This window comes from Rossellomorea arthrocnemi (genome assembly GCF_904424705.1).
Taxonomy (GTDB): domain Bacteria; phylum Bacillota; class Bacilli; order Bacillales; family Bacillaceae_B; genus Rossellomorea; species Rossellomorea arthrocnemi.
In genome coordinates, this window is record NZ_CAJGBF010000010.1 from 1 (window position 1) to 16,965 (window position 16,965).

General features: G+C 42.3%; 14 protein-coding genes. 11 read left to right on the plus strand and 3 right to left on the minus strand.

Translation table 11 applies throughout. The features are described 5' to 3' along the window. Positions 1 to 115: 115 nt before the first annotated feature. Entirely contained in the window at positions 116 to 652 is a 537-nt protein-coding gene (locus BAA9072_RS14065; RefSeq protein WP_201715320.1) for a GNAT family N-acetyltransferase, read from the plus strand. Between the two features lie 232 nt (positions 653 to 884). After that, complete coding sequence (locus BAA9072_RS14070) at positions 885 to 1,442, plus strand: histidine phosphatase family protein (protein ID WP_201715321.1); 558 nt, start codon at positions 885 to 887, stop codon at positions 1,440 to 1,442. Between the two features lie 60 nt (positions 1,443 to 1,502). On the opposite strand, the gene BAA9072_RS14075 is transcribed toward BAA9072_RS14070, so the two are convergent. Beyond that, positions 1,503 to 2,804 (minus strand): NCS2 family permease, encoded by a 1,302-nt coding sequence (locus tag BAA9072_RS14075; RefSeq protein WP_201715322.1) that lies wholly within the window; start codon positions 2,802 to 2,804, stop codon positions 1,503 to 1,505. Between the two features lie 244 nt (positions 2,805 to 3,048). Between BAA9072_RS14075 and BAA9072_RS14080 the strand changes: the two genes are divergently transcribed. The 3 genes from BAA9072_RS14080 to cydC all read left to right on the plus strand — a co-directional run bounded on the left by BAA9072_RS14080 (position 3,049) and on the right by cydC (position 8,479). Next, positions 3,049 to 4,692: a M20/M25/M40 family metallo-hydrolase gene (locus BAA9072_RS14080; RefSeq protein WP_201715323.1), complete on the plus strand. Its 1,644-nt coding sequence runs from the start codon at positions 3,049 to 3,051 to the stop codon at positions 4,690 to 4,692. Positions 4,693 to 5,029: 337 nt separating this feature from the next. After that, positions 5,030 to 6,760, plus strand: a complete 1,731-nt coding sequence (cydD, locus tag BAA9072_RS14085; RefSeq protein WP_201715324.1) for a thiol reductant ABC exporter subunit CydD — start codon at positions 5,030 to 5,032, stop codon at positions 6,758 to 6,760. After that, the gene (gene cydC, locus BAA9072_RS14090; RefSeq protein WP_201715325.1) at positions 6,761 to 8,479 is read left to right on the plus strand and encodes a thiol reductant ABC exporter subunit CydC; all 1,719 of its coding nucleotides are present in this window, start codon (positions 6,761 to 6,763) and stop codon (positions 8,477 to 8,479) included. Between the two features lie 47 nt (positions 8,480 to 8,526). Here the strand turns inward: cydC and BAA9072_RS14095 are convergent, their stop codons facing one another. Continuing rightward, complete coding sequence (locus BAA9072_RS14095; protein WP_201715326.1) at positions 8,527 to 9,141, minus strand: nitroreductase family protein; 615 nt, start codon at positions 9,139 to 9,141, stop codon at positions 8,527 to 8,529. Between the two features lie 150 nt (positions 9,142 to 9,291). On the opposite strand from BAA9072_RS14095, the gene BAA9072_RS14100 reads away from it, so the two are divergent. Then, the gene (locus tag BAA9072_RS14100) at positions 9,292 to 9,600 is read left to right on the plus strand and encodes a winged helix-turn-helix transcriptional regulator (RefSeq protein WP_201715327.1); all 309 of its coding nucleotides are present in this window, start codon (positions 9,292 to 9,294) and stop codon (positions 9,598 to 9,600) included. Between the two features lie 34 nt (positions 9,601 to 9,634). On the opposite strand, the gene BAA9072_RS14105 is transcribed toward BAA9072_RS14100, so the two are convergent. Continuing rightward, positions 9,635 to 9,775, minus strand: a complete 141-nt coding sequence (locus BAA9072_RS14105) for a hypothetical protein (RefSeq protein WP_201715328.1) — start codon at positions 9,773 to 9,775, stop codon at positions 9,635 to 9,637. Between the two features lie 157 nt (positions 9,776 to 9,932). Between BAA9072_RS14105 and BAA9072_RS14110 the strand changes: the two genes are divergently transcribed. The 5 genes from BAA9072_RS14110 (at position 9,933) to helD (ending at position 16,844) form a co-directional block, all read left to right on the plus strand. Continuing rightward, the gene (locus tag BAA9072_RS14110) at positions 9,933 to 10,892 is read left to right on the plus strand and encodes a LacI family DNA-binding transcriptional regulator (RefSeq protein ID WP_201715329.1); all 960 of its coding nucleotides are present in this window, start codon (positions 9,933 to 9,935) and stop codon (positions 10,890 to 10,892) included. 208 nt (positions 10,893 to 11,100) lie between these two features. Beyond that, the gene (gene mscL, locus BAA9072_RS14115) at positions 11,101 to 11,562 is read left to right on the plus strand and encodes a large conductance mechanosensitive channel protein MscL (RefSeq protein WP_201715330.1); all 462 of its coding nucleotides are present in this window, start codon (positions 11,101 to 11,103) and stop codon (positions 11,560 to 11,562) included. Positions 11,563 to 11,658: 96 nt separating this feature from the next. Beyond that, positions 11,659 to 12,591 (plus strand): ATP-grasp domain-containing protein, encoded by a 933-nt coding sequence (locus tag BAA9072_RS14120; protein ID WP_201715331.1) that lies wholly within the window; start codon positions 11,659 to 11,661, stop codon positions 12,589 to 12,591. A gap of 227 nt (positions 12,592 to 12,818) precedes the next feature. Continuing rightward, positions 12,819 to 14,000 carry a sensor histidine kinase gene (locus BAA9072_RS14125; RefSeq protein ID WP_201715332.1) on the plus strand — a complete coding sequence of 394 codons (1,182 nt, stop codon included), beginning with the start codon at positions 12,819 to 12,821 and terminating at the stop codon, positions 13,998 to 14,000. Positions 14,001 to 14,576: 576 nt separating this feature from the next. Next, complete coding sequence (gene helD, locus BAA9072_RS14130; protein WP_201715333.1) at positions 14,577 to 16,844, plus strand: RNA polymerase recycling motor HelD; 2,268 nt, start codon at positions 14,577 to 14,579, stop codon at positions 16,842 to 16,844. The last annotated feature ends 121 nt before the right edge of the window (positions 16,845 to 16,965 follow it).

Sequence of the window (16,965 nt, forward strand, 5' to 3'; positions counted from 1 at the left end):
CCTTGATTCCTAGGACCTGGTCCTAGGAATCAAGGTCCGTCCCTCCAAAAAGAAGGATTTTTTCTTGTTAGTGATGAATGTATAGAGGAAGATGTGTGTTTATGGAGGTGTGTGTATGAATGTCAGGAATGGGGATATGAATGTACGTCCGTTGGAGGATAGGGATAAGTACGCGCTCTTAAGGTGGTTATCGAATCCGGAGGTATTGGAATTTTATGAAGGCAGGGACCGTCCCTTCAACCTTCAGATGGTGGAGGAAAAATTCTTCTCAGAAAGGGGTGTCATGAGCTGTCTCGTTGAGTATGAAGGGAATGAAGTCGGTTATCTTCAATATTATCAGCTCGATCATGAAACGATGATCCGTTACGGGTACACGAATGTAGATGAAGTGATTTATGGTACGGATCAATTCATCGGGGAGACGGCGTATTGGAACAAGGGAATCGGTACACAGTTCATTCGTGCTGTGGTGGAGTATTTGCTTCAAAAGGAAGGAGTTCACCGTCTCGTGATGGATCCGATGACGTGGAACAAGAGAGCGATTCGCTGTTATGAGAAATGTGGTTATAGTAAAGCAAGAATTCTGCGGGAGCATGAGCTTCATGAAGGGGAGTATTATGATTCCTGGTTGATGGAGTTCATTCCCGAGTAAGTGGGAGATTCATAGACGAATAACCCAATAGAAGGTACCTTTGCATTCAGGGAGTCAGGAAAACATGAAGCTTCCATTGAGAGATGGAAGAAACTGATGCAACAAGCTCATGAAGATGGTTTTCTGCATTGCCAATATGAGCTGATTTTGATAGGGAAGTTACATATCGCACATTTAGTGGCTGTTCGAAAGGGCGGCTCTTTATAATGTCAACAAAGATAAAGGAGGGTGAATGAATGTGGCATTAACTAAACTGTATCTGGTCAGGCATGCCCACTCGGTTTATACCCCGGAAGAGTTAACGAGGCCCCTGTCTGCAAAAGGGAAACAGGATGCTCTGCAGGTTACTGAACGATTGAAGAATGAAAGAATCGATGTGGTTTGTTCCAGTCCCTACAAAAGAGCGGTGGAGACTGTTGAAGGAATAGCCGGACTTATCAATCAGGAGATTATACTAGTGGAAGAGATGAGAGAACGTACACTATCCGCTGGACCTGTTGAGAACTTTCATGAAGCTATTTCCTCGGTATGGGCTGATCCCGCTTTCTCATTAGAGGGCGGAGAGTCCAATCTTACTGCGCAAAATAGGGGAGTACACGCGATATTTAACATAATGGAAGAATATAATGGGGAAAACGTGGTCATTGGGACCCACGGCAATATCATGGTGCTAATCATGAATTATTTTGATGAAACGTATGATGTTGAGTTCTGGAGAGAGCTTGAAATGCCGGATATATACTGTTTAACATTCGATGGAGTAATTCTGCAGAATGTATCAAGAATATAGACACAGCTTATATAAAAAAGACCGTTCAATGGTGAACGGTCTTTCATGTATCTATATATATCAATGAGGCAGGAATGCCAGCTGATAAAAGAACAGGACGGCAAAGACATATACGAGTGGATGTACCTGTTTCCATTGTCCCTTCACAACTTTAAGTAATGGATAAGAAATGAATCCCAGTGCGATTCCCGTTGCGATGCTGGATGTTAACGGCATGCTCAGGATAATTAGGAATGCAGGGAATGCTTCATCCAACTGGTCCCATTTTATCTGTGAGATACTTCCCATCATCAGGCTTCCAACAATGATCAGTGCAGGGGCCGTGATGGCAGAAATCCCGGACACGGCACTGACGAGGGGTCCGAAGAAAGCTGAAGCGATAAATAGGATCGATACGGTTAAAGTTGTTAATCCCGTTCTCCCCCCGGCAGAAACACCAGCTGAAGATTCGATGTATGCGGATGTCGGGCTTGTACCGAACATCGCACCAATTGTTGTGGCAATGGAGTCGGCGAGAAGTGCCTGACGGGCTTTCGGAAGGGTATTTCCCTTCATAAGACCCGCTTGCTGGGCGACTCCAATCATTGTTCCTGTCGTGTCAAAAATGGTGACAAGCAAGAAAGAGAATACAACCGCATATAATCCATATTGGAAGACATCTGCAAAAGCCGTTACCGGATTTGCCACCATCAGCCCTTCAGGAAGATGGGGGATAGCCACAAATCCTTCTTTAAATGAGAGATCTCCCGTAAAATAGGCAATCAATCCCGTGACGATCATCCCGATGAATAGGGCACCATGAACATTCAGGACCATGAGGATCAGGGTTACAGCCAATCCTGTCAATGCAAGGAGAGCTGAATGGGAATGAAGGTCACCTAACTGCACTAAATTCGTCGGATGAGCCTGGATCAAACCTGTGAGTCGCAATCCAATAAACGCAATGAATAAACCGATTCCTGCTGTTATTCCGTGCTTAAGGTTTTGAGGAATGGCTTCAATCAATTTTTTTCGTAAAGGTGTTAAAGAGAGAAGGATGAAGACAATACCTGCTACAAAAACGGCAGAGAATGCAACGATATACGAAATATCATCATGTGCACCGACCACTGAGTAAGTAAAATAAGCATTCAATCCCATTCCAGGTGCGATGGCAATCGGATAATTTGCGAACAGGGCCATCCATAACGTTCCGGCTACAGCTGATATAATGGTTGCTAAGAATACCTGGTCAAACGGGACACCCGCATCGGATAAAATGATGGGATTCACAATCACAATGTACACCATTGTCAAGAAAGTTGTGACCCCGGCAAGTATTTCCGTCTTTGGATTCGTGCCGTGTTCCTTTAATTTAAACATCGTAAAACCTCCAATAAAAACGAACATTAAAAACACACAACTTATATAATATTCGGTAATAGAATGGATTTCAATAGAAAAGACCGAAAAAATTTTAAGAAAATATCTTGAAACCCCTTCCAAACCCCATCTATTTTCGATAAGATGTTATCAATTATAGAAGAATCAGTTTCTATCATGCCCTTGCACAATACGATTTACCACGCATAGGCTTATATTTCTAAAAGAAAGGGGCGGTACTAACGTGTATTCTCAACTTGAAAATAAGTCAACTTCTGAGCAGATCGAACTCATCACACGATCTTTAGTCGCTCTGAAAAGCTATAACGGAACAACCGGCGAAAGTGAAAAAGCCCGATTTATATATGAGCTGATTTCATCGTTTCCTTATTTTAAGGATCATCCCGCTCAAGTCTGGCTCCAATCAGTCCCGAATGATCCGATCGGGAGGAAAAATGTATTCGCCCTTGTGAAAGGAAACTCTTCTAAAACCGTCTTATTTCATGCTCACTACGATACGGTAGGCACCGATGATTATGGTGCGCTTCAAGATATGGCACATGACCCGGATTTCCTGCAGAAGTTCTTCATGGATTATGAAGGGGAGGAAAAGGTGAAAGAGGATGCCCTTTCCGGGAACTGGTTGTTCGGAAGAGGGGCTTTGGATATGCAAAGCGGAATCGCCGTCCATTTAGCCAATCTTTTGCATCACTCGGGTGAAAAAGCGCCGGATGGACATTTATTATTCCTGTTCAATGGAGACGAAGAAAGTGAGCATGCAGGTATGATTGCGGCTTTAAGTGATCTCTACCGCATGAAAAAAGAAGGCTTGGACTACTTGGCAGCCGTCAATACAGATTTCATTTCCCCTATTTATGACGGGGATTGTAAACGTTATATATACACAGGAGCAGCAGGAAAGCTCCTGCCAAGTTTCTATATATATGGAAGAGAAGCGCATGTTGGAGATGTACTGACATCGATTGACCCGACTGTAATCGCCTCCAGGATCAATCTCGAAGTCAACCAGAATCTCGATTATCTTGAGGAGATTCCAGGTGAGTTCACCCTTCCTCCTTCATGCCTCTATTTTAAAGACGATAAACATACGTATAATGTACAGACCCCTCTTAGCGCTTCTCTTTATTTCAACTATTTTGTTTATGAAAGAACCGCAAGGGAAGTGTTATATGATATGAAAAAAGTGGCTCTGAAGGTGGCAGGTGAAATTGAAGAGAGAAGCAAAAAACAATTTGAGATCTATCGGAACTATCACGGCTTCCCTGAAAGGGAATTTTCATGGGAAGTAGAAGTCCTTACATTAAGGGAGTATATGTTCTGGCTGAAAGAAAGAGGTATAGATCCGGACCCCGTCATGAAAAAAATCTTTCATGATATGGATGGAGAAGACAGACGTACAATTGCTTATGCCATGGTGGAAGCACTCCAGCATCTTGATCCAGACCGGACTCCACGAATCATCCTATTCTTCGCTCCGCCCTTTTTACCGCATAATTTCGTGAACGAAGAAAATGAGTATGGAAAAAAGGTGAGAGAGGTACTGGGGACGTGTCTAACGGAGATATCGAAAGAAACAGGGGAAGAGTTCGTGGTCAAACGTTTTTTCCCTTATCTCGCAGATGGCAGCTTTCTTTCTCTCCACGAAGAAGATGAAGATATCGAGGTCTTTAAGAAGAACCTTCCTTTGATCGACGAGCTGTATCCGGTACCCATCGACATGATCAGAAAGCTGAACATTCCCTCCATTAACATTGGAGTATATGGAAAAGATGGGCATCAATGGACCGAGAGAGTGTATAAACCTTACACGTTCTCAGTACTGCCCGAGGTCATAAGGAGCGTCACGAGGGATTTATTGAAAATATGAGGGCTGGAATAAAGGCACAAGTAGAGAGGTCTTTCGCTATGCGATCCCTCTCTATTTTTATTGATTAACATCTAGCTAGTGTTTTTTGAGAGTATATAAAAAGGCTGGATTTATTTTTGACATCAAGAAAGCCTACTTTCATACTCTTTAAACATCAAAACTCTAAAGTGAAAAGTACGAATATCCTCTTACTAAACATACAAAATGGTATATTTTCTGGAATTGTCACAAAAAGGTCAATCCTAAAGGATGCACGATATGAACAAGTTTACTATAATGTAGATATTAATTTGTGAAATGTTTCACTAACTTTTACCTTTTGGAGTTGAGAGCTGCAATGAAAGTGCTTAATCAATTAGCTAAAGAGCAGAGAGTATCAACCATGACGCTTTACGGAACGTCCCTGTTGATGGGGGGAGTCGTTGTTGGACAGGCTTACTTGCTCGTTAGCATTGTTAATAAAATGTTTGTTGAGAAGCTTTCGTTTCAGGAAATTATCCCGATGCTTGGGGCTTTGCTTCTTACTCTTGCAGGGAGAACTTTCCTTTCCTATATCAATGGACGAACAGGTATCAGGATAGCGTCGAAGGTGAAGGAGGATTTGAGAAAGAGACTCTTAATAAAATGGGCCAAAAACCCGCTTCAAGCATCGATTCAAGGTCAATCAGGCCAAAAGGTCAGTACGATGATGGATGCGGTAGACGGGATGGATGGTTATTACAGTCAGTATATCCCTCAAAGAATCCAAACGACTATTGTTCCATTGATTATTCTGATCGCAATTTTCACCGAGCATATCTATTCAGGTTTGATTATGGTAATAACGGCTCCATTCATTCCGTTATTCATGGCCATCATTGGCGTCATGACCAAGAAGAAGTCTGAGCAGCAGGTGGATAAGCTGACGGCTTTTTCAGGGAGATTCCTCGATACCCTGCAAGGGTTGACTACTTTGAAGCTGCTGGGAAGGGGCACTCAACAAAAACAGGTGATCCGATCCAGTAGTCTAGACTTCCGGAATGCTACCATGGAAGTCTTGAAGACGGCTTTCTTATCTTCATTGATGCTGGAATTCATCTCCATGTTAAGTATCGGTCTGATTGCACTGGAGGTGGGTCTAAGGTTAGTGGTCTTTGAGAGTATCTCATTCTTCACCGCTTTCTTTGTACTTGTCCTGGCACCGGAATTCTATCTTGCGTTAAAAGAGCTTGGGAATGCTTTTCATACTGGGCGTGGAAGCATGGGTTCAGCTAAGAAGGTTATGGATGAGCTGCAGCAAAAGGATCAGCCGGTCAAATGGGGAGAAAATGAAAACTTATTAAATGGAAGTCCTCCCACAATCGAATTGCGTAACCTTGAATTTTCCTACGGTGAAAAAGGATATACCCTTCAAGGGATCACGGCTTCCATTCCTTCAGGGAGTCAAGTGGCAATCGTCGGTCAGAGTGGAGCTGGGAAGACAACGCTCCTACATCTGATAGCCGGCCTTCTTGAACCATCTGAAGGAGAGATCTTCATTAACGGTCTGGCAAGAAGTGAATACAGAGAAAAAGTCTGGTTTGATCAATTGAGTTACATTTCTCAGAACCCATATTTATTCTCAGGTACGATAGCAGAGAATATTGCAGTAGGGGGAAGAGACGGGGTGACCCGTGAAGAAATGGAATTCGCTGCTGAAAAAGCAGGGATTTCTGAAATGATAGCAGAACTTCAGAATGGATATGATACTCCGATTGGGGAAGCCGGGAGAGGCCTTTCTGGTGGAGAAAAACAACGAATTGCTATTGCAAGGGCGTTTCTCAAAGGTCCGTCCCTCATCTTGTTTGATGAACCGACAACAGGACTGGATCTGGGGACTGAGCAGTTCCTTCAGTCTTCAATTGAGGAGTTAGCCAAGACTTCAACTGTCATTACGGTGGCTCATCGTCTTCATACGATACGAAAAGCAGATCATATTTTGTTGTTGGAGAATGGGAGAGTAGCGGGTATAGGTAATCATGAAGAACTCATGAATTCTGCCACTCATTATCGTGATATGGTGACTGTACAACAAGGGGTGAAACATTAGATGAAAGAACTAGGAAATGTCGTAAAGCTGATGATGAAGGAAAAGAAGGACATCGTTTATTCCATTCTTTTGGGCTTTCTGGCCGGGATAACCTCAGTCGGCCTATTTGCTTCGAGTGGTTATTTAATCTCTAAAGCGGCTTTGGAAGTCCCCCTTTATGCCCTTACCGTCATGATTGCCCTCTTGAAGTTGTTTGGATTTATGAAGGCGTTAAGCCGGTATGGGGAACGTTATTTTTCCCATCGGGCTACGTTTACTATTTTGGCGAACCTGAGGGTTTCAATCTATGCAAGAATAGAGCCCCTTGCACCGGGGATATTCGGACGATATCGAAGTGGAGATCTTCTTTCAAGAATTGTAGGAGACGTTGAGAGCTTACAGAATTTTTTTCTTCGTGTCTTGTACCCGCCAATCATCCTGGTAGCGGTATTCTTAAGTACGATTCTGTTTACGATGTTCTATTCTGTTTCTATTGCATTGATTCTTTTGGGGGGGCTTCTGTTGACAGGCTTTATTGTCCCAGCTTATTTCGCTTATAAACAGAAAAAAGTGAAATCTTCCTTACGGGATAGCAGAGGTGATTTATCCACAGAGGTGACGGAATTTCTTTATGGGTTCAGGGACTTGAAAATCTATCAAAGACTGGAGGGGAAAGAGAGAATTCTCAGCGATGCAGCTACAGAATATGTGAAAGAGCAAGAAAAGGAGAGCAGCTATTCTCTCTTTAGTCATTCGGCGAACATTCTGGTTTCCTTACTCATTTCCTGGGGTGTATTAGCTTTAGGGGCTTATTCAGTGGCCACAGGTCAATTGGATGGGGTATACCTTGCGATGCTGGTCATGATTTCACTAACCGTATTTGAAAATGCCTCACCAATGGCAATCCTCCCTACACATTATGAAGATTCCCGAAGAGCGGCAACCAGGCTTTCTTCAATTAATCCAGAAGAGGACATGAGGAGGGACGGACCTTCATTAGGCACGGCTCTTGATGGGAATGTTCCTTCCTTTTGCATGAAGGATGTGAGCTTTTCCTTTGAAGGAGAGGAAAGAAAAACATTAGACAGGGTGAATCTTGAACTGTCTGCAGGATCTAAAACAGCAATTGTAGGACCTTCGGGATCAGGGAAGTCAACATTGCTTCAATTGTTATTAAACTTTTATTCAACGGATCAAGGGTCGATTCTCATCAACGGTGCATCAATTAAAGATATTGGTAAAGAGTCGTTGTGGAAGAGTGCCAATGTGATTCTTCAAGAAAACCATTTCTTCTACGGCACAATAAAAGATAATCTTTTGCTGGTGCGTGACGATCTCACAGATGGAGAAATGGAAGCGGTCTTAGAATCGGTGAAGCTGGAACACTTTGCATTAGAGGATGCAGTGTTAGAAAAAGGAGAGAATCTTTCTGGTGGAGAGAAACAGCGATTAGCGGTTGCAAGGGCACTTTTGAAAGACTCATCCTTATGGATGCTCGATGAACCGACATCTTCTGTTGATGCTTTGATGGAAAAAGAGATCTTTAAGCATCTGTTTACAGCAGCGGATGGTGACACCTTGATTCTGATCAGTCACCGTTTGACTGGTCTTGAGAAAATGGATCAAATTGTCGTTATGGATCAGGGGGAGATTGTAGAAACAGGAAGCTATGATGAGCTAATGAAGAAAAAAGGGTACTTCTATGAAATGAAACAGATAGAAAAGAGCGTTCTCTTCTAACATACCGAAAAAGCCACACCCATATTGGGTGTGGCTTTTTAAGAGACTTATTCGGCCCAATCAATCAAGTTACGGATATCTAAACGATCTGACTTGCGCGCTTTTTGAAGCGGCTTTCCAATCGTAATCAGCATAATTGGGATAAAACGCCCGGAAACATTGAATTCCGATACGAGAGCTGCCGGATTGAAGCCTCCGATAGGGCAGGTATCCCAGCCCTTTGCCTTGGCGGCAAGCATGAACTGCATGGCAGCCAGTGAAGCATTACTAAATGCAGCATCCCTTGGGTATTCGTCTCGGCTGTAAGCTCCGTCGATTTGTTTCTTAAGAACCTCTTTGATTTCTGGTGTCATTTCTCCTTTTTCAATGGCAGGGTCAAAGACAGGATCAATGTTCTTATTGGCTTCCAGGTCACCTAGTATAGCCACAACAGCAGACGCATCATGTACTTGCTGTTGGTGATAAGCAATCGGAAGTAAGCGCTCTTGAACTTCTTTTTGATCAAATACAAGGAATTTCCACTGCTGAAGATTCCAGGCTGATGGAGCTTTACCTGCGGTTTCGAGCAGGCTGACTAATTCCTCACGGGGGATCTCCACCTGAGGGTCGTACACTTTCGTTGATCGGCGTTCGTCAACGATTTGGAAGAAATTATTATCCATGGTAATGCCTCCTTGATGTTTAAAAAAGTGTTATAATATGGTATATTTTTGTATGTTACTTACTTTTTGTAAGTTTGTAAACAATATGAACAATATAACCGACGTTGTATGTTGCGTCAAGGGAAATTGATTTAGGATGTGTGGACGAAAATGGAAATGAAACTATGTCCGAAATACGCCTCTGCCTTTGAATTATTAGGTAAACGTTGGATCGGGATGATCATAAAGGTATTATTTGATGGAACGTGCCGTTTTAAAGAAATAAATGAAAGAATACCAAATATCAGTCAAAAGGTACTGACGGGAAGATTGAAGGAATTGGAGGAGCATGGTATCGTGTCTCGGGTAGTGCTTGGTAAAAAGCCTGTGAGAGTCCTATACAGCTTAACTGAAAAAGGAAAAGAACTGGAAGATGTGATGAATGCGGTTGGGGCATGGGCAGTGAAATGGGTGGAATAAAAAGCCTGCTTCATTAAAAGCAGGCATATATGGACTAGAGGAGTTTATTATTGTAAATGTGCTCAAATGGATCTTCTTGATCATAGGGAGTATAGAAGTGGATGGGCTTTAATGCAGCATAGCTTCCTCCGATAATGATGGTACAGAGAACGGGTAAGTATAAAATGCCGAGCATAATATGGCCTCCTTATCATATTTTTGGGATTGAGATGCCATTTAGGCACCTTGCATGTTTCACTCTAAAGTGTGAAACGCGTTTCAGAGCAAGCATTTTTCCCAAGGGAATTTTCTGAATGAATTCTGGGACATTTTGTTATTTGAGGGGTATATATATGACAAATATTAGAAGTATTGCAAAGCTTGCCGGGGTTTCTGTTTCAACGGTTTCGAGGGTGTTGAATGATCATCCATATGTGAAAGAAGAGAAGCGGAGAAAGGTCCTTGATGCTGTGGAGCAGTTGAATTATATAAAGAACGCGAATGCCGTACATTTATCGAAGGGGAAAACCTATAGTATTGGAGTGATTCTGCCCTATTTGAATCTCCCTTACTTCGGAGAGATTCTTCAAGGCATAGCAGGGGAGGCGTTAAACCATGGGTACCACCTTCAACTATTCCAGACGGACTATGACAGGAGAGCAGAACTTGATGCCTTTCATCGCCTGCAAATGAAGGAAGTGGATGGATTAATCCTGACGTCACGCTCCAATTCTCTGGATGTTCTTGCCCCATTCATCGGCTCAAATGTGGTTTTTTGTGAAAATGTGTACGACCCCGCCCATAAAAAGGTTTTCATCGATCATTATAAGGGGATCAGAAGGGCTGTGGAATACCTAGTTTCAAAAGGTCACTCGCAAATCGGGCTGTGCTTGCACAGAACATTTGGGACGAATAGCGAGGAGAGGATCAGGGGGTTCTACGACAGTTCGGAAGCTGCCGGCCATACAGTACGTGACGAATGGATTTTCAATGACTGCTACGATCTACAAAACGGACGGGATGTGTTGAGCGCCTGGGAGCAAATGGATGAAAAGCCCTCTGCCCTTATCGTCACGAGTGATCAAGTGTCAGCGGGAATGGTGGCTGAGGCAGAGAAAAAATCGATCAGAATTCCTGATGACCTTGCCATTGTCAGCTTTGATAACCATCCCATTTCAGACGCCCTCAATATCACTTCTTTTGAAGTGCCGATACGGAATGTGGGAGTAGAAGCGTTTAAACTATTTCTTGAAAATGAACATCCTGAGCCGGTCATATTGACCACAAAGATGTTTGAACGGGGCAGCGTGTAGGTTTTACTACTCATAGAGGGGAGGCAAGAAAGAATGCAGGCGAACAAGGAAGAAAAAAAGCTGGTTATTTTAATGGCCATCGTCGCATGTATTGTATTGATCGCGATCATAGGGAAATATTTTTTGTAAGGAAATTTATACTTGTCTTCATAACTAGCCATCCTCCCCCATATGCTAAGAGTAATGAAGCGGTAGGTGAACTTTAATCATGTTGTCAGAGTTTAAACAGTTCATTTCAAGGGGGAATGTATTTGATTTAGCGGTTGCCGTCATCATTGGATCAGCATTCGGTCAAATTGTCGAGTCTCTTGTAAAGGACATGATGATGCCCGCAATCGGTAGCTTGTTTGGAGGTATTAACTTTGAAGGACTGCATCTTCAAATAGGGGCAGAGGTGATAGAATTGGGGAAATTCCTGGGGTCGCTGGTTGACTTTCTTCTTATTGCCATGAGCGTTTTTCTGATGATTAAAGTGGTCAACCGCTTAAAAGGCGGAGACCAGACTTATAAGGTGAAACAAACGACTAATCTTGAAGTCCTCCAGGAAATTAGAGATATCTTGAAGGACGATCAAAGGAGTGGTTGGATCGGGAAGTCATCTAAAACCCGTGATCTCTTAACAAAAAGCGGTATGAAAATTCAAATGAGAACGGACCGAAAGACAAAGTGAATGCATGATCATTGCCTAAATCCTACTTTTATAGTAGGATTACTTTGTATTGCAAGACTTTATTTGATAATCCTACAAACAAATGAGGTAATGATCATGAAAAAAATTCATATCATTCATGAAAACAGTGAATGGACCAATCATTTAACTTCCAGGCTTGACGAACTTCAACTGCCTTATGAGGAATGGTTTCTTGATGAGGGGCTCGTCGATTTATCATCAGTACCGCCGGAAGGCATTTTCTATAATCGGATCAGTGCTTCATCCCATACGAGAAACCATCGTTTTGCACCAGAATTAACCGAAAGTGTACTTTCCTGGTTAGAGCGTAACGGCAGAAAAGTTCTAAACGGAAGCCGTGCCCTTCGCCTGGAAGTAAGTAAAGTGAATCAGTATATGGCCTTGAATGCTGCAGGTATCAAAACACCGAAAACCATTGCAGCTGTCGGAAAAAAACAAATAATCGATGCGGCTGAAAAGCTTAATAAACCATCCTTCATCACCAAGCATAATCGTGCTGGAAAAGGTCTGGGAGTTCAATTATTTCAATCTGTGGAAGCATTGAAAAACTATGTGTACAGTGATGAATTCGAAGAGCCATTAGACGGAACCACACTCATACAGGAATACATCGAATCACCGGATGCATCGATTACCCGATGTGAATTCATAGGCGGTGCATTTATGTACGCTGTGAAGGTGGATACATCTAAGGGATTTGAATTATGCCCTGCTGATGTATGCCAAGTGGATGATCTTTTCTGCCCTGTAGGGGAACAGGACGATAAACCCAAATTCCAGATCAGAGAGAACTTTTCCCATGACATCCTTGCATCGTATGAAGCATTTTTACATGGAAATCAAATCGATATTGCCGGAATCGAATTGATTCAAGACAAAGAAGGCACCATTTACACATATGATGTGAACACAAATACGAATTACAATAAGGATGCCGAGGAGAAATCCGGACAATTCGGAATGCTTGAGTTGGCAAAATATCTTGGTGAACAATTAAAAACTGTGTAAGTTGATGACTCTCCTGTACATGTGCAGGAGAGTTCTCTTATGTACATACATGCTTACATATATAATTGTAACGATTTACGGAATAGTGTGGTAAAATTTTTATAAACAAGACAATTTCTGTGAAAGGTCAAAGGGTCAGTATGATTATTTTTAATCAGGATGTCATTAATAATTTCTTTTATATAATTTTAAGTATTTTTTTAATTTTTTTCCTTGTTGAAAAAAAGATGATACACGGTTGGTATACCAGGTTAGCTACTTTAGTTTCTTTAAGTATTGCCATTATTCTTTGCATGCTTTCCCCCATTTACCATAACCCTTACTGTGTACATGATCTGCGAATGATACCATTTGTACTTGGTATCATATATGGGGGACCATATACTGGTCTTGCACTTCTCGCAGTCTTATTGGTATCCAGGATGATGATTTACAGTTGGAGTATGGTGGCGTTCGTGATTTATGTGATGATTTACCTATTAACGATCATCGGGATGAAATGGTTCGATTTCAACCGGTTATCGAGCAGGAAAAAAATCATATTCTCCGTGATTCTATTCACCATTCATTCTATTGTAGCTGCCTTCATTGCGAAGGCTATGACAGTGTTTGTGATTGATGAAAGCTATTTAATTAATTTCATCTTACTCCCTTCATTGGGCATGCTTATCTTGACATACATATGTGAGACATTGCTAAAACAGATTCAAATTAAACAAGCACTTGTGAAAATAGAGAAAATGGAAGTACTTGCTCAGCTGGCCGCCAGCATCTCCCATGAGGTGAAAAACCCTTTGACGGTAATCAAGGGGTTCTTGAGACTTCTCCGTCAGGAAAATCTTCCTGTAGGGAAAAAAGAGCAGTATCTGACCATTGCATCATCTGAATTGAATCGGGCAGAAGATATCATCAATGATTATCTTACCTTTGCCAAACCTGATCCGGATCAAGTGGAGAACATCTCCATTTCCGAACAGCTTAATAAACTGACCGAAATGGTTGAGCCCCTGAGCAATCAACAATCGGTGCTCGTACAAAAAGACATCGAGGACGCGAATATCGTTGGGAACACCCGGAACTTTCAACAGGCATTTCTCAACATCATCAAAAACGCGATTGAATCCATGCCGAAAGGCGGTACTCTCATAATCCTTTCGAAGGTTCAAAAAGGGAGTGTCAGCATCACTATCAGTGATACTGGAGTCGGGATGACGCCACTGCAACGAGCAAGACTCGGTGAACCTTACTTCTCTACGAAGGAAAAAGGAACCGGACTTGGGTTGATGGTATCCTACAGGATCATTGAAGCGATGAAAGGTGTCATTACGGTTGATAGTCGTGTTGGTAAGGGGACGAGTTTTCAGATTGTGTTCCCTGTGGAGTGTATAAAAGATCCTTCATCTTTGTAGATGGAGGTTTTTTGATGGGGAGGGGGATTTATCGACCTGTATTGGGATATATCAATCTTATTTTTAAAATATTCCAAAGGTAAAGAGCGCCTTCAGAGATTTTCACCGGTGTGCTTGTCGCCCCAGGGCAAGCCCCTTCCGCTTTTCGTTTGTCCAGCTCCAGGGGCTTGGGGCTCGAGGTCATAAGCCAAGTAACCCAAAAAGGCAAAGAGCGCCTTTCCGGGTTACTCGTCTTATGCTTGTCGCCCCAGGGCAAGCCCCTTCCGCTTTTCGTTTGTCCAGCTCCAGGGCTTAGAGGCTCGAGGTCATAAGTCAAACATGCCAAAAAGGCAAAAACCCGCCTTTTCGGCATGTTCGTCTTATGCTTGTCGCCTCTGGGCAAAGCCCTTCCGCTTTTCTTCTTGAATTTTCTTAAATTATCTGATAATATAAATTTCTGCTCCCAAACGCCTACATAATTTTTACAGATTTCGATATGTCTAATTAAACGTTTTCCCCACCGAGAGTCGTTACCTTGGTGGAAGTGGCAAGACGTTTTTTCTCCATTGCGGCTAAAACATTTGGAAGGAGAAATGTATGACGAAGGAATCGAACATTCATCCCGATTTTACAAGTGAATCAGAGCGATTAGAGTTTACAAAGCGCTACATTGATGTTGTCATCAGCACATCCCAGACGAGTAAGGAAAAGTATAAGGAAAACATGGAAAAAGCTTTTGGAGATATCGATTGGGGCGAATCCAGTGCTGCTTATATCGATATCTTGACAAACTCAAGTTTTTTTGAAATGTCGAAAGAAGAGTTGGAGTCCCTTACGAAAGCGAAGACGAAACCGTATTTTGCCCGGATTGATTTTCAACATGAGGGCTCGGACAGGGTGGAAAAGCACTATATCGGGAAGACCTCCCTGTATCAGCGGGAGAATCAGGAACAAATCATCGTGGACTGGAGATCTCCCATCGCGAATCTTTATTATGAAGGAAGGATCGGCGATGTATCATACGTGGCGGAAGATGAGATGTATGAAGGGGATTTGTCATTAAAGCGCCAGTATATGATCGAGGATGGTTCTCTTGAAGAAATTCGCGATATTGATTTAACAACCACCGATGAACTGCTTCAGGATTCATTAGCGAAAAGCTCCAGTAACCGGCTGACTGAAATCATTTCAACCATTCAGGAAGAACAGAACAGGATTATCCGTGCCGATTTAAACAAACCCATCATTGTTCAGGGAGCGGCAGGAAGCGGTAAAACTACCATCGCTCTTCACCGGATTTCATACTTTATTTATAACTACAAACAGCATTTTGATCCGAAACAACTGATGATTCTGGCACCGAGTAATTTGTTCATTGACTATATTTCAGAAGCATTGCCGGAACTTGGAGTGGAACGGGTAAGGCAAACCACATTCACAGATTATGTTATGACCTGCTTAGAGAAGCAGCTTACATTAGTGGACGATAACAAGCTCATAAAGTTGATAGAAACACATGATGAGGAGATAGAGATCTCTTCGTGGATATCAGGGTTTAAAGGCTCCAAAGCATTCAGGAGGATACTGGATGATTATTTAGAAGAAATTGAACAACGCTTCTACACATCAAAAGATTTCTATGTAGATAAATATAAGCTTTATACGGCTAAGAAGTTCACCCATCTATTTAAAGAAGAATATACGTATATGCCAATCTATCGCAGGATGGAAAAGCTGAAATCCCTTCTGCAAAGCTATGTCCGGTCGAATAAAAAGCAAATGGTGGAGAAGATAGAGAAGTTTTTTGATGAACGGATCGAAAGGGCTCTCTTTGAGCGTACAAAGGCAGGGAACCGGAAGGAATATGTATCAAAAGCATTGGACAGAAAAAGTGAGCGTATCAAGGAAATCAAGAAAGCGATTCGTGTAAGTGTCAATGGATACATGAAACAGTTTGAAAAGAAGAATCTGAATCAGTACTTCACAGATTTATTCTCGGATCCTGAACGACTTGTTTCTTATTCAAAGGGTGAACTGAGTCGAAAACAAGCGGAACAGCTTTGTCACTATACGTTGAACTATGCAAAGAAAAAGCAATATGAAGTAGAAGATCTGGCAATTCTTTTATATTTACAATCCCATTTGTTTGGAATCGACAAGTATTATAAAGCAAAAAACATCGTCATAGATGAAGCACAGGATTATAGTTATATGCAGCTATATTCATTGAAGAGGGCACTGGAAACCGACATGTTCACCCTTGTCGGGGATCTTGCGCAAGGCATTCATTCTTATCGCGGGCTTCAGTCCTGGGAACCGGTTTATAGAGACATCTTCCCGAGGGCAACGTATACCGAGCTCCAAAAGAGCTATCGTACTACGATTGAAATCATGGAAGAAGCGAATAAACTGCTGAGTCTCTTACCTTATGATTTTCCTAAAGTGAATCCGGTGGTGAGACACGGGGATTCTCCAAGCTTTAATGAGTATGTAGAATTGGATGAACTGGCTTCCCTAATCGAGAAGAAGGTGGATGCAGGACGAGAAGGAGGATTCCAAACCTTCGCAGTGATCGGGAAAAGCATGAAGGACTGTTTAAAAATTAGTGAGATCCTTCAAAAGCGACGTCCCGGGAAAGTGAAATTATTAGAAGAGCAGGAATCGATCCCGAAAGATCAAATCGTCGTCGTTCCATCCTATCTGTCAAAAGGCCTCGAGTTTGATGTGGTCTTCATCGCTGCTGTGGATGAGGCATTCAACCCGAAAAACGAACTCGACATCAAGCTCCAGTACGTGGCCATGACCCGCCCCCTCCATAAGCTTGCGTTTATAGGTAAGGGAAGAGACCAATTTATCGGTCAGTAAATTTTCTATATAAGGTCCGTCCCTCGTTTTTTAATGGGAGGGCCATTTTTTTAAATGCATTTTAGAAAACATAAGATTGGCTTTCTGTTGGTTAAGTTTGTACAATAATAATTAATTCAGG